At 61.9% G+C, this 23,328-nt stretch carries 22 protein-coding genes and 1 riboswitch; of the genes, 8 read left to right on the plus strand and 14 right to left on the minus strand.

The window, feature by feature from the left end:
* Nucleotides 1-287: 287 nt before the first annotated feature.
* On the minus strand, nt 288-620 hold the full coding sequence (locus CO660_RS23620) for a GYD domain-containing protein (RefSeq protein ID WP_097600749.1): 333 nt from the start codon (nt 618-620) through the stop codon (nt 288-290).
* Nucleotides 621-778: 158 nt separating this feature from the next.
* On the minus strand, nt 779-1,186 hold the full coding sequence (locus tag CO660_RS23625) for a carboxymuconolactone decarboxylase family protein (RefSeq protein WP_088674573.1): 408 nt from the start codon (nt 1,184-1,186) through the stop codon (nt 779-781).
* A gap of 301 nt (nt 1,187-1,487) precedes the next feature.
* On the opposite strand from CO660_RS23625, the gene CO660_RS23630 reads away from it, so the two are divergent.
* On the plus strand, nt 1,488-2,417 hold the full coding sequence (locus tag CO660_RS23630; protein WP_097600750.1) for a TauD/TfdA family dioxygenase: 930 nt from the start codon (nt 1,488-1,490) through the stop codon (nt 2,415-2,417).
* Nucleotides 2,418-2,502: 85 nt separating this feature from the next.
* Here the strand turns inward: CO660_RS23630 and aspA are convergent, their stop codons facing one another.
* From aspA to CO660_RS23690, 12 genes are all read right to left on the minus strand, one after another.
* The gene (gene aspA, locus CO660_RS23635; protein WP_097600889.1) at nt 2,503-3,930 is read right to left on the minus strand and encodes an aspartate ammonia-lyase; all 1,428 of its coding nucleotides are present in this window, start codon (nt 3,928-3,930) and stop codon (nt 2,503-2,505) included.
* Between the two features lie 125 nt (nt 3,931-4,055).
* Nucleotides 4,056-5,132, minus strand: a complete 1,077-nt coding sequence (locus CO660_RS23640) for an asparaginase (RefSeq protein WP_097600751.1) — start codon at nt 5,130-5,132, stop codon at nt 4,056-4,058.
* Nucleotides 5,133-5,197: 65 nt separating this feature from the next.
* Complete coding sequence (locus tag CO660_RS23645) at nt 5,198-6,670, minus strand: amino acid permease (RefSeq protein ID WP_176536359.1); 1,473 nt, start codon at nt 6,668-6,670, stop codon at nt 5,198-5,200.
* A 229-nt stretch (nt 6,671-6,899) separates the two neighbouring features.
* Nucleotides 6,900-7,607 (minus strand): FadR/GntR family transcriptional regulator, encoded by a 708-nt coding sequence (locus tag CO660_RS23650; RefSeq protein WP_097600890.1) that lies wholly within the window; start codon nt 7,605-7,607, stop codon nt 6,900-6,902.
* Between the two features lie 48 nt (nt 7,608-7,655).
* Nucleotides 7,656-8,375, minus strand: coding sequence for a FadR/GntR family transcriptional regulator (locus CO660_RS23655; RefSeq protein ID WP_097600753.1), 720 nt, complete (start codon nt 8,373-8,375; stop codon nt 7,656-7,658).
* 85 nt (nt 8,376-8,460) lie between these two features.
* The gene (locus tag CO660_RS23660) at nt 8,461-9,282 is read right to left on the minus strand and encodes a bifunctional allantoicase/(S)-ureidoglycine aminohydrolase (RefSeq protein ID WP_097600754.1); all 822 of its coding nucleotides are present in this window, start codon (nt 9,280-9,282) and stop codon (nt 8,461-8,463) included.
* A 55-nt stretch (nt 9,283-9,337) separates the two neighbouring features.
* A complete protein-coding gene (locus CO660_RS23665) occupies nt 9,338-11,194 on the minus strand; it encodes an ABC transporter ATP-binding protein (protein WP_097600755.1) in 1,857 nt (618 codons plus the stop codon).
* A gap of 34 nt (nt 11,195-11,228) precedes the next feature.
* Nucleotides 11,229-12,425, minus strand: a complete 1,197-nt coding sequence (locus tag CO660_RS23670; RefSeq protein ID WP_097600756.1) for an aminotransferase class V-fold PLP-dependent enzyme — start codon at nt 12,423-12,425, stop codon at nt 11,229-11,231.
* Between the two features lie 133 nt (nt 12,426-12,558).
* Nucleotides 12,559-13,071 carry a RidA family protein gene (locus CO660_RS23675; protein ID WP_097600757.1) on the minus strand — a complete coding sequence of 171 codons (513 nt, stop codon included), beginning with the start codon at nt 13,069-13,071 and terminating at the stop codon, nt 12,559-12,561.
* A gap of 47 nt (nt 13,072-13,118) precedes the next feature.
* Nucleotides 13,119-13,988, minus strand: coding sequence for an ABC transporter permease (locus CO660_RS23680; protein ID WP_097600758.1), 870 nt, complete (start codon nt 13,986-13,988; stop codon nt 13,119-13,121).
* Nucleotides 13,988-14,929 (minus strand): ABC transporter permease, encoded by a 942-nt coding sequence (locus tag CO660_RS23685; protein ID WP_176536360.1) that lies wholly within the window; start codon nt 14,927-14,929, stop codon nt 13,988-13,990. Before CO660_RS23685 ends, CO660_RS23680 begins: the two co-directional genes overlap by 1 nt.
* Before the next feature lie 82 nt (nt 14,930-15,011).
* Nucleotides 15,012-16,538, minus strand: a complete 1,527-nt coding sequence (locus tag CO660_RS23690) for an ABC transporter substrate-binding protein (protein ID WP_097600759.1) — start codon at nt 16,536-16,538, stop codon at nt 15,012-15,014.
* Nucleotides 16,539-16,760: 222 nt separating this feature from the next.
* Between CO660_RS23690 and CO660_RS23695 the strand changes: the two genes are divergently transcribed.
* From CO660_RS23695 to CO660_RS23725, 7 genes are all read left to right on the plus strand, one after another.
* Nucleotides 16,761-17,345, plus strand: a complete 585-nt coding sequence (locus CO660_RS23695) for a DUF1349 domain-containing protein (protein ID WP_097600760.1) — start codon at nt 16,761-16,763, stop codon at nt 17,343-17,345.
* Between the two features lie 133 nt (nt 17,346-17,478).
* Nucleotides 17,479-17,575, plus strand: a riboswitch (TPP riboswitch).
* Between the two features lie 45 nt (nt 17,576-17,620).
* Complete coding sequence (thiM, locus tag CO660_RS23700) at nt 17,621-18,424, plus strand: hydroxyethylthiazole kinase (RefSeq protein ID WP_097600761.1); 804 nt, start codon at nt 17,621-17,623, stop codon at nt 18,422-18,424.
* On the plus strand, nt 18,421-19,056 hold the full coding sequence (gene thiE / locus CO660_RS23705; RefSeq protein WP_097600762.1) for a thiamine phosphate synthase: 636 nt from the start codon (nt 18,421-18,423) through the stop codon (nt 19,054-19,056). Before thiM ends, thiE begins: the two co-directional genes overlap by 4 nt.
* Complete coding sequence (gene thiD / locus CO660_RS23710) at nt 19,053-19,862, plus strand: bifunctional hydroxymethylpyrimidine kinase/phosphomethylpyrimidine kinase (protein WP_097600763.1); 810 nt, start codon at nt 19,053-19,055, stop codon at nt 19,860-19,862. The genes thiE and thiD overlap by 4 nt, the downstream gene beginning before the upstream one ends.
* Nucleotides 19,863-20,076: 214 nt before the next feature.
* The gene (locus CO660_RS23715; RefSeq protein ID WP_097600764.1) at nt 20,077-20,556 is read left to right on the plus strand and encodes a GNAT family N-acetyltransferase; all 480 of its coding nucleotides are present in this window, start codon (nt 20,077-20,079) and stop codon (nt 20,554-20,556) included.
* A 24-nt stretch (nt 20,557-20,580) separates the two neighbouring features.
* Nucleotides 20,581-21,603: a glycoside hydrolase family 3 N-terminal domain-containing protein gene (locus CO660_RS23720; protein WP_097600766.1), complete on the plus strand. Its 1,023-nt coding sequence runs from the start codon at nt 20,581-20,583 to the stop codon at nt 21,601-21,603.
* Nucleotides 21,604-21,645: 42 nt separating this feature from the next.
* A complete protein-coding gene (locus CO660_RS23725) occupies nt 21,646-23,292 on the plus strand; it encodes an ABC transporter substrate-binding protein (RefSeq protein ID WP_097600767.1) in 1,647 nt (548 codons plus the stop codon).
* Nucleotides 23,293-23,328: the final 36 nt, after the last annotated feature.

The following is a 23,328-nucleotide window of genomic DNA, read 5'->3' on the forward strand; positions in this document are numbered from 1 at the left end:
TTATGGCGCATTTGCGCGAAGATGGGTGATCCCCTATCCTGCAAAACAGGCATGATGCACTTGGGTTAGCTTCTCCACCGGGGTGGGTTCAAAGTTGAAGTGTCCTGTTTCTGAGTGTCGCCAGATGATTTTGGACTTCGGTCAAGCACTCTTGGACTGTGACCAATAATTTTGGATTATGACTCTCTTGCCCGAATGCCTGACCTCTCCGCCTGTCAGGCGATGCCGGAACGAACCGGCAGCGGATCGAACATCCGCTGCCCAAGATAATTCAACGAGTGGTCTGCTTATTTTGCCGGAGCTTTGTAGGCAGATGCGATTTTGCCCGCCTTTTCTTGAGCCGCCTTGAATTCCGCACCTGTGTACGCTCGCACGGTTTTGATATTCGATACTGCTCCCGAAGCGCCGACGACAAGAAGCGCGGGGATCAGGTCAACACCGTCGGGGAATTCTGCGATTACCATCCAGTCGGTTTCGCCGGTCGTGACGTAGAAAGAATGCTGCTTCCCGCCTGCTGCTTCCATGATGGCACGGGCCGCCGCTTCCCGGTCCGATGGATCGGCGATCATTCCCTTTGTTGCCGCGGCTGAATAGCACCCTGTGATTATGAACAGTGGCATAGGACATCCTCCTCAACAATCGGGCAGATCGGGCGATCTGCCGCATATTCAGTATCTCACATCCAGGCGTTGACCGCGATTAGGTAAACCGGAGTAAACCCCGGCGTGGGGCGCCCTGTCGCGCATGGTTGCATGTGCTTGATCTGCAACGTCGTTTTCTACCGCACCTCGAATTCCGGATCTGAGGGAACCTGCATGGCGAGAGCGAGATGATTTGTCTGCGCGGCAAGGCCGATGATCGTCAGAAGTTCGCCATGTTGGGCATCGGTCATGCCGCGGGCTCGGGCAGCTGCGGTGTGGGATTGAATGCAATACTGGCAGGCATTGGCCGTCGACACGGCGATGTAGATCATCTCCCGTGTCAACGGATCAATCGCGCCTTCGACGGTCATGACCGATTTGAGCGTCTCCCATACCCGCTTGAGATTTGCCGGATCGTTTGCAAGTGCACGCCAGAAATTGTTGATGAAATCGGTCTTGCGTGTCGCCCTGATGTCGTCGAACACCGCTTGCACGGCTGGAATGGCTGCGGCCTCTTGGTCCGACAGAAGTTTGACTGTTGCCATCGATTTTCCTTTCGGGTTTGCCGATACACGGCCTTGAGCACGATGTTTGCTCCGCGAGCCCATGTTGCCGGCGGAAGATACGAAGAAATGCCAGCGGCCGCCAGCCTCCCTCCCGGCGAGGAAATCGAAGACGGCTGTTTCAGGAAAACAGGCAAAATTAGAAATTATTGTCTACAGATTTTATAGATTATACGGTTCCATAGACCTGTCGACTTTCAGCGATGAGATTTCGAACACCCGAAGAATCCTTTTGCGGGTGCAGGTGACCTGCCGACTCTTCCAACATCAACAGGAGATTTTCATGAGCAATCCGGTTCTCGTCGATCAGATCATACCCGAGTCCGATGTCGTGCCGCTGACCGGCCGCCTCGGCGCCGAAATCAAAGGTGTTCGTCTTGGCGGAGATCTTTCGGACGCAACGGTGGCAGCCATCAACCAGCTTCTGCTCAAACACAAGGTGATCTTCTTCCGCGATCAGGGACATCTTGACGATTCCGAACAGGAAGCCTTTGCACGCCGGCTCGGCGATCTCGTGCCGCATCCAACCCAGGGGCCCGTCGCCGGCACGGCGTCCATCCTCAATCTCGATTCCAGCCGCGGCGGCGGCAGAGCGGACCAGTGGCACACCGACGTCACCTTCGTCGACGCCTATCCCAAATTCTCCGTCCTGCGCGGCGTCGTCATCCCGGCGGCCGGCGGCGACACGATCTGGTCCAACACCCATGCCGCCTACGAAAGCCTGCCGGCGACGCTCAAACTGCTGGCTGACAATTTGTGGGCCATTCACAGCAATGCCTATGATTATGCCGCCGTGCGCCCGCGCGCCACTGCCGAAGAGAAGAAGCATTTCGAGGAAGTTTTCACGTCGACCATCTACGAAACCGAGCATCCGGTCGTGCGTGTCCATCCGGAAACCGGCGAAAGATCGCTGCTGCTCGGCAACTTCGTTCAGCGCCTTGTCGGTCTGTCGAAGAGCGACTCCGTAAAACTCTACGAGGTGTTCCAGTCCTACGTCACCGCCCCGGAAAATACCGTGCGCTGGCGCTGGAGAGCCGGGGATGTGGCGATCTGGGACAATCGCGCCACCCAGCACTATGCCGTCAACGATTATGGCGACCAGCACCGCGTCGTGCGCCGCGCCACGGTCGATGGCGATGTTCCCGTCAGCATCGATGGCCGCCGCAGCATAACGCATGTCAAGGCTGCCAAGCCGCAAGCAAGGGCGGCGTGACCGCGCACATATGAGTGTTGCCCGGCCCATGAAGCGACCAGAGCTTCATGGGCCGGTCTTCGCAAGTGCAAATGAGCCGCATGCCTTATGAGAAGGAAAGCTTCTCACTTGGCCGCGTCAGCGTTTCCGGGCGCAGGACCGCATCGAGATGCTCCTTCTGCATCAGGCCGCGTTCGAGAAGGATTTCATAGACTCCCCGCCCCGAATGATGTGCTTCCAGCGCGACCTCCGTGGCATTGCGATAGCCGATATAGGGGTTCAACGCCGTCACGATGCCGATCGAGTGCTCGACTGTCTGGCGCAGCCGGTCACGGTTGGCGGTGATGCCTTGAATGCAGTTGGCCTCGAGCGTCAGGCAGGCATTGGTCAGGTGGCTGAGACTGCGGTAGAGGCTGTAGAAGATCACCGGCTCGAAAGCATTCAACTGGAGCTGGCCCGCCTCGGCCGCCATGGTGATCGTCACGTCATTGCCGATGACCTCGAAAGCCACCTGGTTGACGACTTCCGGGATGACCGGGTTGACCTTGCCCGGCATGATCGACGAACCCGCCTGGCGCGCCGGCAGGTTGATCTCGTTCAGCCCGGCGCGCGGCCCCGAAGACAGAAGCCGCAGGTCGTTGCAGGTTTTGGACAGCTTGACCGCGACGCGCTTGAGGACGCCCGACAGCTGCACGAAGGATCCGCAATCCTGCGTCGCCTCCACCAGATCCGGCGACGTCACCAGATCGACCCCGACGATCTCAGACAGGCGCTCGCGCACCAGCGCTGCATATTGCGGGTGGGCCGTGATGCCGGTGCCGATGGCCGTGGCGCCAAGATTGATCTCGCGGATCAGCGAGACGGCTTCTAAGAGGCGCGCCTCGTCCTCTGCCAGCATCAGCGCATAGGTTCCGAATTCCTGCCCCAGCGTCATCGGCACGGCGTCTTGCAACTGGGTGCGGCCCATCTTGAGGACGTCGGCAAACTCGATCGCCTTGGCCTCGAACGATCGCCGCAGAATCGCCATGGCGTCGACGAGACGATGAACGCCGATCCATGCAGCGAGCTTCAGGGCCGTAGGATAGACGTCGTTGGTGGATTGCGACAGATTGACATGTTCGTTCGGGTGCAGGTGCTGATAATCCCCTCGCCCATATCCCATGATTTCAAGCGCCCGGTTGGCAATCACCTCGTTGGCGTTCATGTTGGTTGAGGTGCCGGCGCCGCCCTGGATCAGATCGACAACGAAGTGGTCGTGCAGTGCACCGTCGCGGATCTCGATACAAGCCGCAATAATGGCGTCGGCGCGCGCCCGGTCCAGAAGGCCGAGGCTTGCATTGGCCTGGGCCGCCGCCTGCTTGATCGCAGCGAGCGACGCAATCAGGTCCGCCGATTCCCGCAGGGTCTGACCGGTGATCGGAAAATTCTCGACCGCACGCAGCGTATGCACGCCATAATAGGCCGAGGCCGGCACCTCGCGATCGCCGATCAGGTCATGCTCGACGCGGATTTTCGCAATATCGGAGATAGTCATGGCTGGACTTTCGAAAGCGGCGCTGCGGACCTGAAATGCGGCGGCAGGCCGGAGAGATGATCGGTTAAGGCGCGGCAGAATTGCCGCGTCCGGAAGCGTCATTGTATCAAAGCTGCAGGACTGGACTACTCCCCCTCCGGCTCCGGTATGCGCAGCCTGAACGGAAAGGACACGCCACCGGTCGAAACACCCATGGTGTTCACCCGCTTGGGAAGATGGAACGTTGCAAGCTCTCGGCGGAGTTCGGGCGAACCGATGCCGAGCTGATCGAGGATTTCCGTCACAACCGCGTAGAGGATTTCGATGTTGCCATCCTCGACCTTGACCGAAATGCCGAGCGCCCCATCCGCCCCCAATTGCCTGGTGTCATCCGAGGCGCGCACACCGATTGCATAGCTGGCATCGGCGCCGAGCTTGCCGATCAGCGCGCCGTTGAACGCGCGCATCAACACTGTGCAGTAACGCCCCTCGCCCGCGACCATTTCGGGGTGGCGCGCCATCGCCCGGAAAATGCGAGCGAGTGCTGCGTCTCGCCTCGACAAACCCTCCTGCCCCTCGCCCCGATCTGCTGCCGAAGCAAGCTTAGCGTAGAGGCGCGCCAGGCGATCCAACGGAAAAGCGGGCGTCGGCAGATTGCATCCGTCGATCCCCCATTCGACGTCCTGCGGATCAAGATCGCATAGTTCGGCGACTGTACGCTTCACGAGCACCTGCATCGGATGATCCGGCAGGTGATAGTCTTCGACGCCCGCGCCGATGGCCCGGGCGCCTGCAATCATTCCAACGTGTTTTCCCGAACAGTTGCTGCAGACCGCCGTCGGCGTATAGTCCTGCCTGATCCAGGCGCGATTCACGGTTTCGGACAAGGAAGGATGGCCGCCGCAGCGAAGATCGGCCTCTTCTGCCCGGATCTTCGCCAGCATGGTCCGCGTGTGCGCGATATGCAGCTCTTCGCTGCTGTGCGAAGCGCACATTAGCGCGAGATCCGCGTCATCGAAGCCGTAACGCTCGATCCCACTCGTCTCCAGGATGGCGAGCGCCTGGGCCGGCTTGGCGGCAGACCGGGCAAGCGTCAGGCGCGTCGGGTTTCCCAGCGCATAAAGCAGCCGGCCTTCTGCATCAACGACAGCCGCATGGACGCGATGGCGGTTCTCGACGATGCCGCCACGGTCGGTGACGACGAAATCCTCACTCGGGATCATTTCTCTCTCCATTGAAGCGGCCCCGGCGGCATTTGGCGCCGGGGCAAGCCTTGCTGTCGCGCCGGTCAGGCCAGATCGAAACCGCCGCGATCGTCGCCTTGTTCGGCCGCGATCATGTGGATGCGCTCCCGCATCAGAAGCCAGCCGACCACCAGCGCCGGAATGATCAGCAGCAGCGACGCGACCGTGTAGGTGCCGACCGGATAATCCAGCGCCATCAGGATCACGACGACCGCAAGGAAGCCGAGCGTCAGCACGCCGGTATAGGGCGCGCCGAACATCCGGAATTCGGGCCGCACCAGCTTGCCCTGACGCGACAGGTGCCACAGCTTGAGCTGGCACAGAACAATGACTCCCCATGCCGCGATGATGCCGAGCGCGGCGACATTCAAGCCGATCTCGAACGCTTCTGCCGGAACGACGGCGTTCAGCACGACGCCGAAGGCGGTTACGACAGCCGTCACCGCAATGCCGCCATAGGGCACGCCGGATCTGTTCATCTTCGCCAGCGCGGCCGGCGCCGAGCCCGAAATCGCCATGGAATGCAGGATGCGGCCGGTCGAATACAGGCCGGCATTGAGCGACGACAGGACCGCGGTCAGCACGACGAGGTTCATGACGACGTCGGCGCCCTCGACGCCGATCTTGCCGAAGAAGGTCACGAACGGGCTCTCGCCGCCCTTATAGGCGGTATAGGGCAGCAGCAGCGACAGCAGCAGAACCGAGCCCACATAAAAGACCACCAGGCGCAGCACGACCGCTCGGATCGCGCGCGGCATGACCTTGCGCGCGTTTTCGGTTTCGCCCGCGGCGGTGCCGATCAGCTCGATCGAGGCATAGGCGAAAACCACGCCCTGGATCACCACAAGCGCGGGCAGGATTCCGTTCGGGAACATGCCGCCGAAGTCGACAATCGTATTGAGGCCCGGAGCGTGGCCGTCGATCGGCGTGCCGGTCACAACGAAGTAGACCCCGACGAGCAGGAAGACGACCAAAGCGAGAACCTTGACGAGGCTGAACCAGAATTCCAGTTCGCCGAACACCTTTACCGACAGAAGGTTCATGGCGAGAACGAGGACCAGCGCCGCCAGCGCAAAGACCCACTGATCGATCATGGCGATCCATGGGACGTAGGCCTTGAAGAAATTCATGTAGAGAGCCACGGCGGTGACATCGGCGACCGCCGTCATCGCCCAGGTCAACCAGTAGAGCCAGCCGACCGCGAAGGCGAGCTTTTCGCCGTAGAATTCACGGGCATAGGAAACGAACGAACCGGAGGTCGGGCGGTGCACGATCAGTTCGCCGAGAGCCCGGAGAACGAGGAACGCGAAAAAGCCGCACAAGGCATAGACCAGCACAAGCGCCGGACCGGCAGCGGCAAGCCGCCCGCCCGCGCCAAGAAACAGCCCGGTGCCGATCGCTCCGCCGATGGCGATCATCTGGATCTGCCGCGGCTTCAGCGCCTTTTTGTAACCGAGATCCTCCTCGGCGAAAATCTGCCCATCGGCCTCGGTTCTGGTGGATTCCATCACTGTCATTTCTCCTCCCTCTCCTGGGTTCGGCAGCCTCCCCGGCCGCCCTCCGCGCAGCTCCGACAACATGTCAATCTGCTATGCGGTCTGACAGGTTTAGCGAATAAATGGAAACATACACCTCCGTCAAGCTCCTTCGTTCGAGGATGTGCATAAATGGAAGCCGGTTCGCCCACCGGCAGCTACCGATGCGGACGCAACGGTGTGTAGAAGGCTCCGATAGCGTTGGCGCCGCTCAGCGCGGTTCGGCGCCGATGATGCGATTGACCGCCGCCTCCACCTTTTGGAGATGGATTTCCATCGCGGCCCGGGCTTCGATGTCCGAGCCTGCGCGGATGGCCTCGACGATTGCGCGATGCTCATCGTTCGACTCCTGCCGCCGCGGCCCCAACACCGTAAGAAGGCCGGATTGCTGCGCCATCGCCTCCCGAACCTCATCGACGATATCGCGGAAGACGGCATTCTTCGATGCCGCAGCGATCAGTCCATGAAACTCCGAATCCAGCTGGACCCAGGCCTCGGTATTTTCCTCTTGCTCCATCTCGTCGCAAAGCCTGAGCAACCCGGACAGTTCGTCATGGTTTCGACGCAGCGCCGCCCAGCCGGCGGCCGACACCTCGACGTGAGGCCGCGCCTCCCTCAGATCACGCGCCGAATAATCGCCGTAACTGATGTCTCCGTCGCCGGCAGCCGCAAGCACATATGTGCCGCTGCCCGTTCGTGTCTCCGTCAGCCGCAAAATCTGCAGCGAGCGCAGCGCCTCCCGCACGATCGGTCGGCTGACGCCATATTTTGCAGCGAGCTTGGCTTCTGACGGAAGTTTCGAACCGGCGGCAAAACGGCCGGAAAGGATCAGGCTGCGCAATTCCTCGAACACAAGATCCGAGGCGCTTTTGCGACTGAGGGTCGCGGAATCGGACAGCCAGTTTTCTAGATCGTTCATCGCTTGCATTCGATCGGCCGCACGGGATATCCGGGCGTAAATTTGAAATCATGCCTTCTGGGCAGTTCGCCTTTCATCGGAAATCCCGATGATGGAGCGCTTCACCTCCAGCAGGTGCTCCGCCATCGCCGCCCGCGCATCCTGCTCGCTGCCTGCAGCAACTGCTTCAAGAATTCGGCGGTGCTCCGCATTGGACCTTTGGCGCCGCCCGCGAACATGCTCGACCAGTTCCGACTGCGTCGAGAGCGCGCCGCGAACATCGGCGACGACTTTCCGGAAGATCGCATTGCCTGAAGCCTCCGCGATTTCTCCATGAAAGGCCGCGTCCATCCGCACCCATTTCTGGACATCCTCCTCCTCATCCATTCGGTCGCACAAGGATGTCAGCCGGGCCAGCTGCTCGCCCGAACGACGCAATGCCGCCCAGCCGGCTGCCGGGATTTCAATGCAGGGCCGCGCTTCCATCAGGTCGCGGGCGGAATAGGCGCCGCCGCCGAGCTGCCGCGCGGGGCTGTCCGAAACGATGAAGGTGCCCCGGCCGGTTCGGGTTTGCGTGAAGCCCAGCGTCTGCAGGGAGCGAAGCGCTTCACGCACGATCGCCCGGCTGATGCCGTAGCGTTCGGCCAGTTGCACCTCCGAGGGAAGACGGCTTCCGAGCGGCAGTTTCTGATCCACAATGGCCGTGCGGATATCTTCGAAGACCGCTTCGGCAGCGTTTCTTCGGTTGATTTCGTTCTTCTCCGACAGCCATGAATCCATATCCCGCATCGAAGGACGATGCGTGTTAACCGGAGAGCTGTCAAGCAACCGGACAGGTGCGGGCATGCCTCGTGTGCGGCCTATGCGAAGCCGCTTACCAGAGCTTCATATGCCGATTGACATCTTTGTAGAGCAGGTAGCGGAAGCGGCCGGGACCGCCGGCGTAGCAGGCCTGCGGGCAGAAGGCGCGCAGCCACATGAAATCGCCGGCTTCGACCTCGACCCAATCCTGGTTCAGACGATAAACCGCCTTGCCCTCCAGCACATAGAGGCCGTGCTCCATGACGTGCGTTTCCATGAAGGGGATCACAGCACCCGGCTCCAGCGTCACGATATTGACGTGCATGTCGTAGCGCACATCGGCCGGATCGATGAAGCGGGTCGTGCCCCAGCGGCCGTCGGTGTCGGGCATGGCCTGGATCGGGTGATCATCCTCATGCGTAAAAATTGCCGGCGGCGGCTCCAGCCCCTCGACTTCCTGGAATGCCTTCCGGACCCAATGGAAGATTGCCACGGTCGAACCATCATTTTTGAGGCGCCAAGCCGAGCCGGCCGGAAGATAGGCGAAGGAACCGGCGCGCAGCGCATGGCTGACGCCCTCGAGCTCAACCGTCATGCCGCCTTCGACGACGAAGAGCACCGCTTCGGCTCGTTTGTCGGGCTCCGGCCGGTCGCTTCCGCCGCCCGGCTGAACTTCCATCACATATTGCGAGAAGGTTTCGGAGAAACCGGAAAGCGGCCGTGAGAGCACCCATGCCCGCGTTCCCGTCCAATGCGGAAGGAGGCTCGTGACAATATCGCTCATGACGCCGCGGGGGATGACCGCGTAAGCCGTGGTGAAAACGGCCTTACCGGAAAGCAGTTGGGTCTGCGGCGGCAGGCCGCCGAGCGTCGAAAAATACTCTGTCTTGTTCATCGGTGCGGCTTTCCAAGCATTTGTCTCCGCATCTGCTTTATGCGCCGCTGATCCGTTAGGCAACTCCCAGCCCGGACGAGCGCTCGGCCATGACCAGATGGCCCGGCCCGACCTCGCGATAGGAGGCTATCGGAGGGGCGTAGTCGACCGGGCGCATCGGGCTCTTGATCTCGTCGTTCGCCGCCATCCGCTTCTCGTGGCGGCGGTCGGGATCTGGCACCGGCACGGCGGCGATAAGCTTCTTGGTATAGGGATGCTGCGGATTTTCGAAGACGGCGGCGCGTGGGCCGATCTCGACGATCTCGCCGAGATACATCACCGCCACGCGGTGGCTGACCCGCTCGACCACCGCCATGTCATGCGAGATGAACAGGAAGGCGAGGTTGAGACTCTGCTGCAGATCCAGCATCAGGTTGATGACCTGCGCCTTGATCGAGACGTCGAGCGCCGAAACGCTTTCGTCGGCGACGATAACCTTCGGCTGCAGCGCAAGCGCCCGGGCGATGCAGATGCGCTGGCGCTGGCCGCCTGAAAATTCATGCGGATAACGCCCGGCCATATCCGGCGACAGGCCGACCTTCACCAGCAGATCGGCAACGACTTCCTTCGCCTGTCTCACATTGCCCATCCCGTGTTCGAGATAGGGTTCGGCGATCGCAGCCCCCACCGTCATGCGCGGATTGAGGCTGGCGAAGGGATCCTGGAAGATCATCTGCACGGATTTGCGCATCTCGCGCAGCTCCTTCCTGTCGAGGCCGAGCACCTGCCTGCCCTCGACGAGAACGGAACCCGCCTGCGGCTCGATCAGGCGCATGATGGCTCGCCCCGTCGTCGATTTGCCGCAGCCGGATTCGCCGACGAGCGACAACGTCTCGCCGGCATGAAGATCGAAGGAGACGTTTTCGACCGCGTGCACGCGGCTGGTCAGCCGGCCGAAAAGGCCGGAATGGATGTCGAAGCGCTTGGTGAGGTTCTTCACCTGCAGGACGGGCTTCGCCGCGACCGTATCGGCAGCCTCGGCGGGAATGTCCGATTCGCCCGTCGCGGTGTTAACCACGGGAAAGCGCAGCGGCCTCTGCCGGCCCTGCATCGAGCCGAGCACCGGCACGGCTGACAACAGCGCCCTTGTGTAGGGATGTTTGCCGCGGTGAAAGATATCGGCAGTGGCGCCGCTTTCCACCTGTTCGCCGCGATACATCACCACGGTCCGGTCGGCGATCTCGGCGACGACGCCCATGTCATGGGTGATGAAGAGAACAGAAGTCCCCTCCTCTTCCTGCAGCAGCTTGATGAGATCGAGGATCTGCCCCTGGATCGTCACGTCGAGTGCGGTCGTCGGCTCGTCGGCGATCAAGAGTTTCGGCCGGCTGGCGAGCGCCATGGCGATCATCACCCGCTGGCGCATGCCACCGGAAAAACGATGCGGATATTCGTCGAAGCGCGAGGCGGCTGAGGGGATACGGACCTTTTCCAGCAGCCTGATCGTCTCGGCCCTGGCATCGGCCTTGCTCATAGCGGAATGGCAGAGCAGCGCTTCGGAGATCTGATTGCCGATGGTGAAGAGCGGATTGAACGAGGTCATCGGCTCCTGGAAGATCATCGCCACCTCATTGCCGCGCACCTGCCGCATCGCATGTTCCGGCAGGGCCAGCAGGTCGCGGCCGCCGAGCATGACGCGGCCCTCGATGCGGCTCGTCTCCGCCTGCAGCAGCCGCATGATCGACAGCGAGGTGACGCTCTTGCCCGAGCCGGATTCGCCGACGATCGCCACAGTTTCACCGGGCGCGACGGTGAAGGAGACGTCGCGCACGACCGGTTTCCAGGCGCCGTCGACCAGGAAGGACGTAGTCAGCCGGTCGACGGAAAGAACGGGGCTCAATCTCTCGATCGGCTGGGCTTGGGCGTTGGCCATATCGGCTCCTCTTGCGGCGGATGAGAACGGTCGATCAATCCGGCCAGCGCAGCAATCCGTCGAAGCGGTGCCGGCTGCGGTTTTCGATCGGTGTGGCGATGATCTCGTTGGAGGCGCGCGCCTTGTCGAGCTCCTCAGCAAGACGGTTTGCGACGATTATCTCTTCGCCCGGATGCAGGTTGCAGGGGTCGAGATAGAAATAGCGGTGCTCCACCTCATGATCGCGCACGATGATCGGCGGACTGCCCTTGGCGAGCGCATCGGCCAGATCCCAGGCGGTGATATGCGCCTCTTCGGGATCGACGATGAGGCGCAGCCGATCGAGCGGATTGTTGGTCGGGTCGGGCTCGATCAGCGGGGTGACGCCGGGGCGACCGTCGAGCGTCTTCTTCCAAAGATTGAGATAGCCGGTCTCGCGCTCGCGGATGCCGGCATGATCGCGCCTTTCCCACGCCTCCAGCGCCGCCATGACGCCGAAGATACTTTCCTTGCCGACCTTCATGCCGCGGCCGATCCCCATATTCTGCAGGAAGGCGTGCCGCACCAGTTCCTTGCTGCCGGCAACGATACCCGAGGTCGGGCCGCCGAGAAACTTGTGGCCGGAATAGAGCGCGATATCGGCCCCCTGCTCCAGGAAGGTCCTCAGGTCATATTCCGAGGCCGCATCGACGATGACGGGAATGCCCCTGGCATGGGCGATCTCGATAAATTCCTTGAGGTTCAGCAGGCCATAATCGACGACATGATGGGAAACGACAAAGACGGCAGCAGCCGTCTTGTCGGTGATCGCCTTTTCCATGTGGAAACGATGCGTCGAGGTCGCCTGTCCCACAAGCACCACCTTGCCGCCGGCAAGCCGGATCGCCTGGTCGACCGGCGCGCCGTAGCTTACCACATGGCCCATCTGCACCAGGACCTCGTTCCTCTCCGGCACGGCGTCCGGGAGTTTCTCGATCGCCAGCAGATTGTCGCCGGTGATTGCGCCGGCGACGGCAAGCGAAATTCCGGCCGAGCAGGAGGCGGTGACGAAACCCGCCTCGCCGCCGGTCAGCCGGGCGATGATGCTGCTTGCCTTGCGCTGCAAGTCGTTGATTTCGACGAAGTGAGGCAGGATCGCTGCCATCGCCTCGATCGCCTGCGGAACGACGATCGAGGCGCCGAGGCTGGTCATCGTGCCGGACACATTGATGACGGGACGAAGGCCGAGCGAAGGTCTGATATCATCGGGCATGAAGATCTCCGGAAGTCTGGGAGGAAGGGCAGAACATGGCGCGACCATGTGGCAGTGTCGAGCAGCCGGGGGAAGGATGCGTGCTAAAATAGAAAAAAGTCTTCCGAAGACCACTCCAAACACGAAAGCACGTTCAGCAATGCAAGGCGACGATGGCCTCGATCTCAACGGTGATATTGCCGGGCAGCGAGCTGAAGCCGACGGCCGAGCGGGCATGTTCGCCGGCCGCGCCGAAGACGGCGATCAACAGATCCGAGCAGCCGTTGATGACGCTCGGATGATCCTCGAACTCGGGCACGGCATTCACCATGCCGAGCAGCTTGACCACCCGCCTGACGCGGGAGAGATCGCCAAGCGCTTCATGCATGACGGCAAGCAGGTTGATGCCGGTCAGCCGCGCATGTCGGTAAGCTTCCTCGACACCAACTCCGCCGCCGACCTTGCCGGCATGCAGGAAGCCATCGGCCTCGCGCGGGCCCTGGCCTGACAGATAGAGCATGTTGCCTTCTAGCACATGCGTCACGAAATTGGCGATCGGCGGCGGTGGCGGCGGCAGCGTTATGCCGAGCGCGGCTAACCGTTGGTAAGGCGAGTTCTCGACCTTGCCGGCGGCGGCGGGGAACTGATTCACGCGAACTCCTGTCATGCGAATTTCTATTGGCGGATTAGATTGGGCGACCTCTGGTCGGCGGATTAAAGGTCCTTGCGAAGTCTTGGATCGAGCATGTCTCTCAGGCCGTCGCCGACCATCTGCAGCGACAGCACCGAGAGGACGATCGCCACGCCGGGGAAAACGGTCATCCAGTCGGCCTGCCCGATATATTGCCGGCCGGCAGCGATCATCGTTCCCCAGGTCGGGATTTCGGGGCTGACGCCGAGGCCGAGGAAGGAGAGACCGGCTTCGGCAAGCATGGCGCTGGCGAAGAGGAAGGTCGCCTGCACCAGGATCGGCGACAGCAGATTGCGCAGCACGTGCCGCGTCATGATGTGGAAGGTCGAGATGCCGAGCGCCCTCGCCGCCTCGACATAGGGCAGTTCGCGAATGACAAGCGTCGAGGCGCGGACGATACGGGCAAGGCGCGGCGAGTAGACGATCGACAGCGCAATGATGACCGTCGTCAAGGACGGGCCGAGAGCGGCGACGAGGGCGATGGCGAGCAGGATATCCGGAAAGGCCATCATCGCGTCGATCAGCCGGGCGATCGGCGTATCGAGCTTTTGAAAGAAGCCGGCAAGCAGGCCGAGCGTCACGCCGATGGCGGCCGACAAGGCCACAACAGCCGCACCGACGAGCAGCGACAGGCGGCCGGCGAAAATCGTGCGCGAGAAGACGTCGCGGCCGAACTCGTCGGTGCCGAAAAAGAAGGTGCCGCTCGGCGGCTTCAGACGGTTGACGATGGAAAGCTTCGACGGCGAATAGGGCGCGACCACCGGCGCTAACACCGCCAGCAGCACGAAGACCGTCAGGATCAGCAGGCCGAAGGCCACCGTCCTGCGCTTCATCAGGCGGCGGACGAACTTGCTGCCTTCGCTTTCGACGGGTTTGATTGCGGCATCGGCCATCAGTAGCGCACCCTCGGATCGACCAGCAGGTAGAGCATGTCGATCGCAAAATTGATCAGCACGTAGAGGGCGGCGATGACGAGCAGCGCCCCTTGAATGACGGGATAGTCGCGGCGCAGCACCGCCGAAACGACGAGATTGCCGACACCCGGCAGTCCGAAAACGGTTTCGGTGACGACAGCGCCCGAGATCAGCACCGCCGCCGTCAGGCCGAGCACCGTCAGGATCGGGATCAGCGCATTCTTCAGCGCATGCTTGAGGATGACCTTGCGCTCGATTAGCCCCTTGGCGCGCGCCGTGCGGATATAATCGTCGCCGAGCACATCGAGCATAGAGGCACGGGTGAAGCGCAGGATCAGCGCCGAAGAAACGATGCCGAGCGCAAAGGCCGGCAGCGTCAGATGATACATCCGGTCGATGAAAGTCGAGCCCGGGCCGCCATAGCCGGAGACCGGGAAGAGATTGAATCGGACAGCTAAGAACTGCATCAGGATGAGACCGAGCCAGAAGCTTGGAATGCTGGCAGCGAACATGGCAAGCGTCGTTGCCGCCTGGTCAATGAAGGACCCGCGCCGATAGGCGGCATAGATGCCGATCGGCAGGGCGACGGCGCTGGCGATGGCAAGCGAAAACAGCGTCAGGAAGAAAGTCGGCTCGGCCCGGTCGATGAGCGCGGATGTGACCGGCATGTTAAGGAAGATCGACTGACCGAGATCGCCCTTCAGCAGTTCGCCTATGTAATAGACATATTGCAGGCCGAGCGACTGATCGAGGCCGAGCCGGGCCCGGAGATCGGCAATATCCTGCGGCGTCGCATCCGGCCCGAGCATGATAGCGGCCGGATCTCCCGGGGTCACGCGCACGATGACGAAGACGATCGTGACGACCAGGAACATCACGACCATCATGCCGAACAGGCGCTGGAGGATGTAGCGTATCATGAATGCCGGCCTTCAAGCCCTTGCAGATGCGGCAGAAAAGATGACCGGCACCGGTCCCGAAGGGCGGCACCGGCGGTGATGCTTACTTCTTGACCGAGGCGTTCCAAAAATATGGCCACGGAGCCGGATCGACGCCCTCGAGCTTGACCGACTTCGCCGAGACGGCGTTGAAATCGCCGATCTTCATGAAGGGTGCGTCTGTATAAACGGCCTTCTGGACATCGGCCCAGAGCGCCACGCGCTTCTTCGGATCGACTTCGGAGGTGAAGGCATCGACCGCGGCCTTGCGGGCCGGCGTGTCCCACCAGCCGGGCGAACTCGTCGACAGCGAGCCGATGAGCGCCGGCTCCGGCAAGAAGGGGCTGTGGGTAATGTAGATATCCCAAAGCTTCGGATCGGTGCGGCGCTGGGTTAGCGTCGCCCAGTCCACCACCTGCATATCGACAGTGAAGCCGGCAAGTTTCAGATATTCGGCGGCGACCTGCGCCATCTTGTAATGGAACTCGTATTGGCGGCTGGTCAGGATGCGGATCGGCTCGCCATTGTAGCCGGCTTTCTTGGCGGCCGCGGCCGCCCCTTCCGGATCGGCGACGTTATAGGCGCCCTCGGCGCCGGTATCGGTCGACCAGGCGAAGGACTTCGGATAGATGGCGCCGTCGAGCGCATAAAAATCCTTGCTGCCGAAAGCCGCCGCCAGCATGTCTTCCATGCTGAGCGCCTGGCGGATCGCCTTGCGCACCTCGACGTTGGCAGCAGCACCTTCCTTGGTGTTGAAGACGAAGACAGGGTAACCGAAGGGCTTCAGCATGACCGGTTGCGAGGCGGTCGAGGCTTTCAGCTTGTCGTAGGATTCGACAGGAATCGAGTCGACATAATCATACTGGCCGGAAACGGCGGCCTCGACGCGGGTGTTCGGGTCCGGCACCGGCACGAAGCGGATTTCATCAAGATATTGATGACGCGCGCCGCCATAGCCATCGCTCTCGCCGGAGCGCGGCTTATACCCATCGAAGCGGACAAGCTGGATATACTGGTCGGCTTTCCGTTCCTTCAGCATATAGGGACCGGTGCCGATGAACTCCTTCATCGGCTCGTCCTGCTTTTCGGACGGGATGATGATCGCCGCCGAATTGTTGAAGGCGAGCAGCGAGGTCAGCGGCGCATAGGGCTGCTTCAGCGTGATCGTAACCGTCGAAGGATCGGTAGCCGCGATCTTGTCGATAAAGCCGGCAACCTGCTTGCCCCGCGAGGCGATCTTCATCCAGCGGGTAAGCGAAGCGACCACATCCTCGGACGTCATATCGGTATTGTCGTGGAACTTGACGCCAGTCCTGAGCTTGATCGTATAGGTTTTGCCGTCGGCGCTGATCTCGGGCAGGCTTTCAGCGAGAAGCGGCGTGACGTTCCAGCTCTTGTCGAAAGTGTAGAGCGTCTCGAAAATATGCTGCGTGACGATGCCGACGAGATCAGCCGTCGACGACATCGGATCGAGCGTCGGCGGCTCGCCGATCGTCGCGACATTGATGACGCCGCCCTTTTCCTGAGCGAGCAGGGTCGAAGGCAGGGCGACGAGCGCGGTGCCGAGAAGGAATGCGGCGAATGTTTTCATATGAGAGCTCCCGATTTAGTTCCACAATTATGTAATTCATATTTTTGTAAAAGAATAGAAGCTGAAGCTATCGTGTCAAGCATGAGCGGTCGATTATGCAGCCGCGGATGGCGCGTTTCCGGAAAGCACCATCTTCAGCTGCGCTAGTTCTCCGCACGGGGCCTGCGTGATACGCCAAGTGAGACGACTGCCCTGCGGCAAGATTAAGGAAGGGAGAAGCGAATGAGCATCGACTTCAATGACGGGAAATGGCTGAACGAGCCGGCCAGCTGGCACGCCGACGAAACCGGCCTGACGATGACGACAGGCGAAAAGACCGATTTCTGGCGCGAGACCTATTACGGCTTCACCCGCGACACCGGCCACTTCCTCGCCTTTCCCACCGGCGACAGCTTCACCGCACAGATCCGCGTCCAGGGCGAATTCCGCACCCTCTACGATCAGGCCGGCCTGATGGTACGCATCGACGAGAGCCGCTGGGTGAAAACAGGCGTCGAATTCACCGACGGCGAAGCCTTCCTCAGCACCGTCGTCACCGACGGAAAGTCAGACTGGTCGGTGTCGCAGCCCTTCAAGGAATTGGAGGATTTCCGCATCCGTGTGACTGTCGCAAACGGCGCCGTGCGCATCCAGGGCTCCCGCGACGGTAGCCGCTGGCCGTTGCTGCGGCTAGCACCCTTCCCGGCTGCCGATCGCTATGAGGTCGGGCCGACAGCCTGTACGCCGGAGCGGAGTGGTTTGAGGGTTAGATTTTCGGAGTTTTCAATCAGCCAGGCTATTACGACGGGGCTGCATGATTTGAGTTAGGCAAAATTGGATGCCTTCAGGATTGCGCTGGGAAGGCCTCCAGCAATGTCCACGCCCAAGGGCAGCCGCTCCGAAATACCGGAATACTCACTTTCGGAGTGACAGCCGCGCCCTTCTCTGCGAAAAAGAGCGTGATGAGAGACAGGGGCGTTCGTCGACAGACGGGCTGAGAAGAACCCTTCGAACCTGAACCGGATAATGCCGGCGGAGGGAGTCGCTCGGGGCACCGCCGTAAGAGCAGCGCCCCGCGCCCGCCCCCGCCTGAAAGGGGCACCATGCAGAGCAAGATCACGTCGGGAGCCATGCTGAAGGCGATGCGCGAAAAGCCGCCGCTCGTTCAGTGCATCACCAATTATGTCGCGATGAATATCGCGGCCAACGTCCTGCTGGCCGCGGGCGCTTCGCCCGCCATGGTGCATGCCGCTGAAGAAGCCAGCGAATTCGCCGGCATCGCCAATGCTTTGACCATCAACATCGGCACGCTCTCGACGCAATGGCTCGAAGGCATGCAGGGGGCTGCCAAGGCCGCCAATGCGGCCGGCAAACTCTGGGTGCTCGATCCGGTGGCCCATTACGCCACGGGCTTCCGTCGCGCCGCGGTGGCCGACCTTCTCGAGCTTCGCCCGACGATTATCCGCGGCAACGCCTCCGAGATCATCGCGCTTGCCGGCGGCGAGAGCCGTGGTCAGGGCGTCGACAGCCGCGATCCAGTCGAACAGGCGGAGGATTCGGCACGGCGGCTGGCGGAGAGGCAGCGGACCATCGTCGCCGTCACCGGTGCTGTCGATTTCGTCACCGATGGCGCAAGGGCAGTCCGTATTGCGGGCGGATCGGCCCTGATGCCGCAGGTCACCGCGCTCGGCTGCTCGCTCACCTGCCTCGTCGGCGCCTTTGCCGCGACCGCGCCCGAAGATCTCTTCGGCGCGACTGTCGCCGCGCTTGCGACCTTCGCCGTCGCCGGCGAAGATGCAGCGCTCGGCGCCGCCGGCCCGGGCTCCTTTTCCTGGCGCTTCCTCGATGCGCTGGCTGCGATCGACGCCGAAACGCTCGATGCCAGGGCAAGGGTATCGGTCGCATGAAGCGCTTCGACCTTTCGCTCTATCTCGTTCTCGATCCCGATCTCTGCGCCGGAATCGGCATGATCGAGACGGCGCGGCTTGCCGTTGCCGGCGGCGCGACGATGGTGCAGTTGCGCGACAAACATGCCGGCACGGCCAGCATGATCGAGACCGGCCGCGCCTTGAGAGAGGCGCTCGTTGGAACCGGCGCCCTCCTCATCGTTAATGACGATGTCGAGGCTGCGGTCGCGATCGGCGCCGATGGCCTGCATGTCGGCCAGGAGGATATGAATGCGCGCAGGGCACGAGACATGATCGGACCCGAGATGATCCTTGGTCTCTCGGTGGAAACAGCCCGGCTCGCTGCCGCCGTCGACCCTGATATTGTCGATTATGCCGGCGTCGGACCTGTCTTTGCGACGCCGACCAAGGCCGACCACAAGCAGCCGGTCGGCTTTGATGGTCTTGCCAGGCTGGTGAAGGCATCGCCGGTGCCGTCCGTCGCCATCGGCGGCCTCAAGGCGGAGCATGTGGCGGAAGTGTTTGCAGCCGGAGCCGAAGGGCTTGCCGTCGTCTCCGCCATTGCGGGCACGCCGGACCCCGAGGCCGCCGCCCGCCGCATCGCCGCAGAAATCCGAAAGGTCCGCCCATGATCCGCAATGTTCTCTCCATCGCCGGCTCGGATCCCTCCGGCGGCGCCGGCATCCAGGCCGATCTCAAGGCCTTTGCCGCCCGCGGCGTTTATGGCATGGCAGTGCTGACCGCGCTGACGGCACAGAACACGCAAGGGGTGACCGGCGTGCATCTGGTGCCGCCGCAATTCGTCGCCGACCAGATCGATGCCGTCTTCGCCGACGTGCGCGTCGACGCCGTCAAGATCGGCATGATCGCCAATGCCGGCATAGCCGAGGCTGTCGCCGCAGCCCTTGCCGATCGACGGGGAATCCCCATCGTTCTCGACCCGGTGATGATCGCCAAGGGTGGGGCCGCCCTGCTCGCGCCCGAAGCGGTCGACGTGCTGACCCGGCGGCTGCTGCCGCTCGCAACCCTCCTGACCCCGAACCTGCCCGAGGCCGCGGCCCTGTTGCACCTGCCGGTCGCGACCAATCGCGATGAGATGGCGGCGCAGGCCGAGCGGCTGCGCGCGCTTGGCCCCGCCGCCGTATTGGTCAAGGGTGGCCATCTCGGCAGCGACGAGAGCCCAGACGTGCTTGCCACGGCCGACGGCCTGCACTGGTTCGAGGCCAGGCGAGTGCCGACGAAAAATACGCACGGCACTGGCTGCACGCTCTCCAGCGCACTGGCCGCCGAGCTTGCCAAGGGCGCATCGGCCGAGCAAGCCGTCGCCATTGCGAAGGATTACCTTGCCGATGCAGTCGCCGCCGCCAGCAGTCTCACTGTCGGCTCCGGACATGGCCCGGTGCAGCATTTTCATGCGCTTTGGAAGCACGGCGAATAACCGATCCCGCCGAAAGGCGCAGGCTTAGGATTACGAGAGAAAAACGGCCCGGCCTCCCCGGGCCGTTTTTCATTCGCACCAGCTGGCGCTGGTCCGAAGCCGGGCGCACCGCTCCATTTGAAAATCCCTGTTGACAAGCCCAGTTAGATAGCCAAGTCTATGACATTAAACGGATATATATTCCGCTATAAAGGAATATCTGGAGGAGAGACAGGTGCCAGACCTGCTTGTGAGCTTATATTCCAACAGGCTCGCCGACCTGAAAGAGCGGGCCGACAATGTCCGCGCCTCCATTCGTCCGGCTCTTCCTCCGGAACTGCACCTGGTCGTCAACTGGGTTCGCCAACAATTCAGCGAGAACTGGGCAAGCGAGGTCTCGGTTGCTTTTTCCCGCCAACCCGTCGCCTGCCAGATTGCTGTCGACGGCGGCAAGCTGCTCGGCTTTGCCTGCTATGACACGACGGCCCGCGGCTTCTTCGGCCCAACCGGCGTCAATCCCGACGCGCGTGGCAAGGGCATCGGTCTCGCGCTGTTTTCCGCCTGCCTTCAGACGATGAAGACGCTCGGCCATGCCTATGCCTTCATCGGCGATGCCGGGCCTGTCGATTTCTACGCCACCACCGCGGGTGCGATCGCCATCCCTGCCCCCGACAAGGGCATTTACGAAGGCATGCTGCGAAGCGCGCCGAAATGACCAGCTGATACCGGAGTTCCAGAAGTGTCCTCGACCCCGCTCGCCCTTTTTGTCGGTCTCCCGAACCCTGCGATTTCGGATGACGAATTCGCCCTGTTTCGCGAGACCAATCCGCTCGGCCTGTTCGTCGGCCGGCGCAATCAGCGCGAGCCGGAGCAGACAAAGCGGCTGATCGAACGCTTCCGCGAAGCCGTCGGCCGAGAGGATGCGCCCGTCTTCACCGACCAGGAAGGCGGCCGCGTCCAGCATCTCGACGCCGGTCCCTGGCCGCTCTTCCGCAGCTTCGGCCAGTTCGCCGAACTGGCCCGCCGCGATTTCGATCTCGGCAAAAAAGCACTGCGCCTTTCCTCCCAGGCCATGGGCGCGATGATGACGGAACTCGGCCTTTCCAGCGGCTGCTCGCCCGTTCTCGACCTCGTCTTCGAGACGACGAGTGCGGTCATCGGCGCCCGCTCCTTCGGCCCCGATCCCGACTTCATCGCTGCCCTCGGCCGTGAGGTGGTCGACGGGCTGCTAGAGACCGGCAACATGCCGGTCATGAAGCATATTCCCGGCCACGGCCGCGCCACGCTCGACTCCCACAAGGAGCGTCCGGTCGTCGATGCCAGTCGTGAGACGCTCACCGCCACCGATTTCAAGCCTTTCGTCGCACTGAAGGATACGCCCTGGGCCATGGTCGCCCATGTCGTCTACTCGACCTACGATGCCGAATTGCCGGCATCCGTCTCGCCTGTCATGCACGACGTGATCCGCAAAGAGATGGGTTACGAGGGCGTGCTGATCTCCGACTGCATCTTCATGCAGTCGCTCACGGGCACCTTGCCGGAACGCGTCGCCCAAGTCCTCGATGCGGGTTTCGATATCGCCCTCCACAGCCACGGGGACGTCAGGGAAAGCGAAGCCGCCGCCAAGGCCGCCCGCCCGCTCACGGATGCCGCTCTGAAGCGTATCGCCGCCGGCAAGGCTCGCCTCGGCAATCTCAAGATCGACGTCCGCGCCGCCCATGCCGAGGTGGAAGACATGTTTGCCAGCGTGCCGGCCGCCTGACCGGCAGATCATTTTTCACGCATAAGAAAAGGGGAATGGAACATGAAAAAGTATCTATTTGCAGCCGCCGCACTGACGCTGCTTTCGGGATCCGCCATGGCGCAGACGATCCTGACGGCGAATATCGAACCGGCCACGACCTGGGTTCGCAACTTCAACCCGTTCAACCAGACCTCGGCGCGCCAATCGACGCTCGATTTCATCTATGAGCCGCTGGTTATTTTCAATCGCTTCGACAGCAACAAGCCGGTCTATCGCCTGGCCGAAATTTTCAAGCTCTCCGACGACCTGAAGAGCATCGACTTCAAGCTGCGCCCGAACCTGAAATGGTCTGATGGCAAACCGCTGACGGCAGCCGACGTCAAGTTCACCTATGATTATCTGAAAAAGTTCCCGGCGCTCGACTTCGTCAGCATCTGGACCTTCGTCACCGACGTGCAGGCCGTCGACGGCCAGACGGTGCGCTTCGCGCTTGCCAATCCGAGCTCGCTTGCTGCCGAGCAGATCTCGCAGCTGCCGATCGTTCCCGAACATGTCTGGAAGGATGTCGCCGATCCTGTCACCTTCGCCAACGAGAACCCGGTGGGCAGCGGGCCGTTGACCGAGGTGCCGCGCTTCACCGGCCAGACCTACGACCAGTGCCGCAACCCGAATTACTGGGACAATGCGCATCTGAAGGTCGACTGCATTCGCTTCCCGCAGCTTGCCGACAACAACCAGATCCTGACGGCGACCGCCGACGGCACGCTCGACTGGGGCGTCTCCTTCATTCCCGATATCGACAACGTCTATGTCGCGAAGGACCCGGCGCATTTCCATTACTGGTATTCACCGAGCAGCATGGTCGCCTTCCTGTTCAATCTGGAAACGGCGAACGAGAACAATAGAAAGGCCTTCAACGATGTGAAATTCCGCCGCGCCATCGGTATGGCGCTCGATCGCAAAACGATGATCGACGTCGCCGGCTACGGCTATCCGACGCTGAACGAAGACCCCGGCCTGATGGGCGAGCTCTACAGGAGCTGGGCGGATCCGTCCGTCAAGGCCGACTTCGGCAAGTTCGCGACGTATGACGCCGACGCCGCCAAGGCCCTGCTCGACGAGGCCGGCTACAAGGACAAGGACGGCGACGGCTTCCGTGATAATCCCGACGGCAGCAAGATCTCCTTCTCGATCATCGTCCCGAACTCCTGGACGGACTGGGTCGACACGGTCAACATCGCCGTCGAAGGCATGCAGGCGGTCGGCATCGACGCCAAGATCGAAACGCCTGAAGAAGCCGTCTGGACCGGCAACCTCATCGCCGGCAAGTTCGATGCGGCGATCAACAGCCTGCCGGCTTCGGCCTCGCCTTATTATCCCTACAAGCGCGCCTTCAGTGCTTCGGACAAGGGCAAGACCCGCTTCACCGCGCAGCGCTGGTTCAACCCCGATGTCGAGAAACTCGTCACCGAGTTCACCCAGACAGCAGACCTTGCCAAGCAGAAGGAGGCGATGAACAAGGCACAGCGCATCGTTGCCGAAAACATGCCGATGATTCCAGTCTTCAACAATCCGAATTGGTACCAGTACAACACCAAGCGTTTCACCGGCTGGTCGACCAAGGAAAACCCCTTCGTCAATCCGTCGATCTCGCGCACCAATCCGGCACGCCTCTTGAACCTGCTGGCCCTGGAACCTGTGAAGTAAAGCATCATGGTCTCGGGAGCGGTCTTGAAACGCCGC

Origin of the sequence: Rhizobium sp. L9, from assembly GCF_002531885.1 — a bacterium.
Lineage (GTDB): Bacteria > Pseudomonadota > Alphaproteobacteria > Rhizobiales > Rhizobiaceae > Rhizobium.

What these genes read in the sequence shown, in the direction of transcription:
- CO660_RS23675 (WP_097600757.1), bottom strand. Translation starts at nt 13,071, where the DNA reads ATGACAGGAGTTCGCGTGAATCAGTTCCCCGCCGCCGCCGGCAAGGTC.
- CO660_RS23685 (WP_176536360.1), bottom strand. Translation starts at nt 14,929, where the DNA reads ATGATACGCTACATCCTCCAGCGCCTGTTCGGCATGATGGTCGTGATG.
- thiD (WP_097600763.1), top strand. Translation starts at nt 19,053, where the DNA reads ATGATCCGCAATGTTCTCTCCATCGCCGGCTCGGATCCCTCCGGCGGC.
- CO660_RS23645 (WP_176536359.1), bottom strand. Translation starts at nt 6,670, where the DNA reads ATGACAGTGATGGAATCCACCAGAACCGAGGCCGATGGGCAGATTTTC.
- thiM (WP_097600761.1), top strand. Translation starts at nt 17,621, where the DNA reads ATGCAGAGCAAGATCACGTCGGGAGCCATGCTGAAGGCGATGCGCGAA.
- CO660_RS23680 (WP_097600758.1), bottom strand. Translation starts at nt 13,988, where the DNA reads ATGGCCGATGCCGCAATCAAACCCGTCGAAAGCGAAGGCAGCAAGTTC.
- CO660_RS23660 (WP_097600754.1), bottom strand. Translation starts at nt 9,282, where the DNA reads ATGAACAAGACAGAGTATTTTTCGACGCTCGGCGGCCTGCCGCCGCAG.
- CO660_RS23625 (WP_088674573.1), bottom strand. Translation starts at nt 1,186, where the DNA reads ATGGCAACAGTCAAACTTCTGTCGGACCAAGAGGCCGCAGCCATTCCA.
- CO660_RS23665 (WP_097600755.1), bottom strand. Translation starts at nt 11,194, where the DNA reads ATGGCCAACGCCCAAGCCCAGCCGATCGAGAGATTGAGCCCCGTTCTT.
- CO660_RS23640 (WP_097600751.1), bottom strand. Translation starts at nt 5,132, where the DNA reads ATGATCCCGAGTGAGGATTTCGTCGTCACCGACCGTGGCGGCATCGTC.
- CO660_RS23725 (WP_097600767.1), top strand. Translation starts at nt 21,646, where the DNA reads ATGAAAAAGTATCTATTTGCAGCCGCCGCACTGACGCTGCTTTCGGGA.
- CO660_RS23670 (WP_097600756.1), bottom strand. Translation starts at nt 12,425, where the DNA reads ATGCCCGATGATATCAGACCTTCGCTCGGCCTTCGTCCCGTCATCAAT.
- thiE (WP_097600762.1), top strand. Translation starts at nt 18,421, where the DNA reads ATGAAGCGCTTCGACCTTTCGCTCTATCTCGTTCTCGATCCCGATCTC.
- CO660_RS23695 (WP_097600760.1), top strand. Translation starts at nt 16,761, where the DNA reads ATGAGCATCGACTTCAATGACGGGAAATGGCTGAACGAGCCGGCCAGC.
- CO660_RS23655 (WP_097600753.1), bottom strand. Translation starts at nt 8,375, where the DNA reads ATGCGGGATATGGATTCATGGCTGTCGGAGAAGAACGAAATCAACCGA.
- CO660_RS23630 (WP_097600750.1), top strand. Translation starts at nt 1,488, where the DNA reads ATGAGCAATCCGGTTCTCGTCGATCAGATCATACCCGAGTCCGATGTC.
- CO660_RS23650 (WP_097600890.1), bottom strand. Translation starts at nt 7,607, where the DNA reads ATGAACGATCTAGAAAACTGGCTGTCCGATTCCGCGACCCTCAGTCGC.
- CO660_RS23620 (WP_097600749.1), bottom strand. Translation starts at nt 620, where the DNA reads ATGCCACTGTTCATAATCACAGGGTGCTATTCAGCCGCGGCAACAAAG.
- aspA (WP_097600889.1), bottom strand. Translation starts at nt 3,930, where the DNA reads ATGACTATCTCCGATATTGCGAAAATCCGCGTCGAGCATGACCTGATC.
- CO660_RS23690 (WP_097600759.1), bottom strand. Translation starts at nt 16,538, where the DNA reads ATGAAAACATTCGCCGCATTCCTTCTCGGCACCGCGCTCGTCGCCCTG.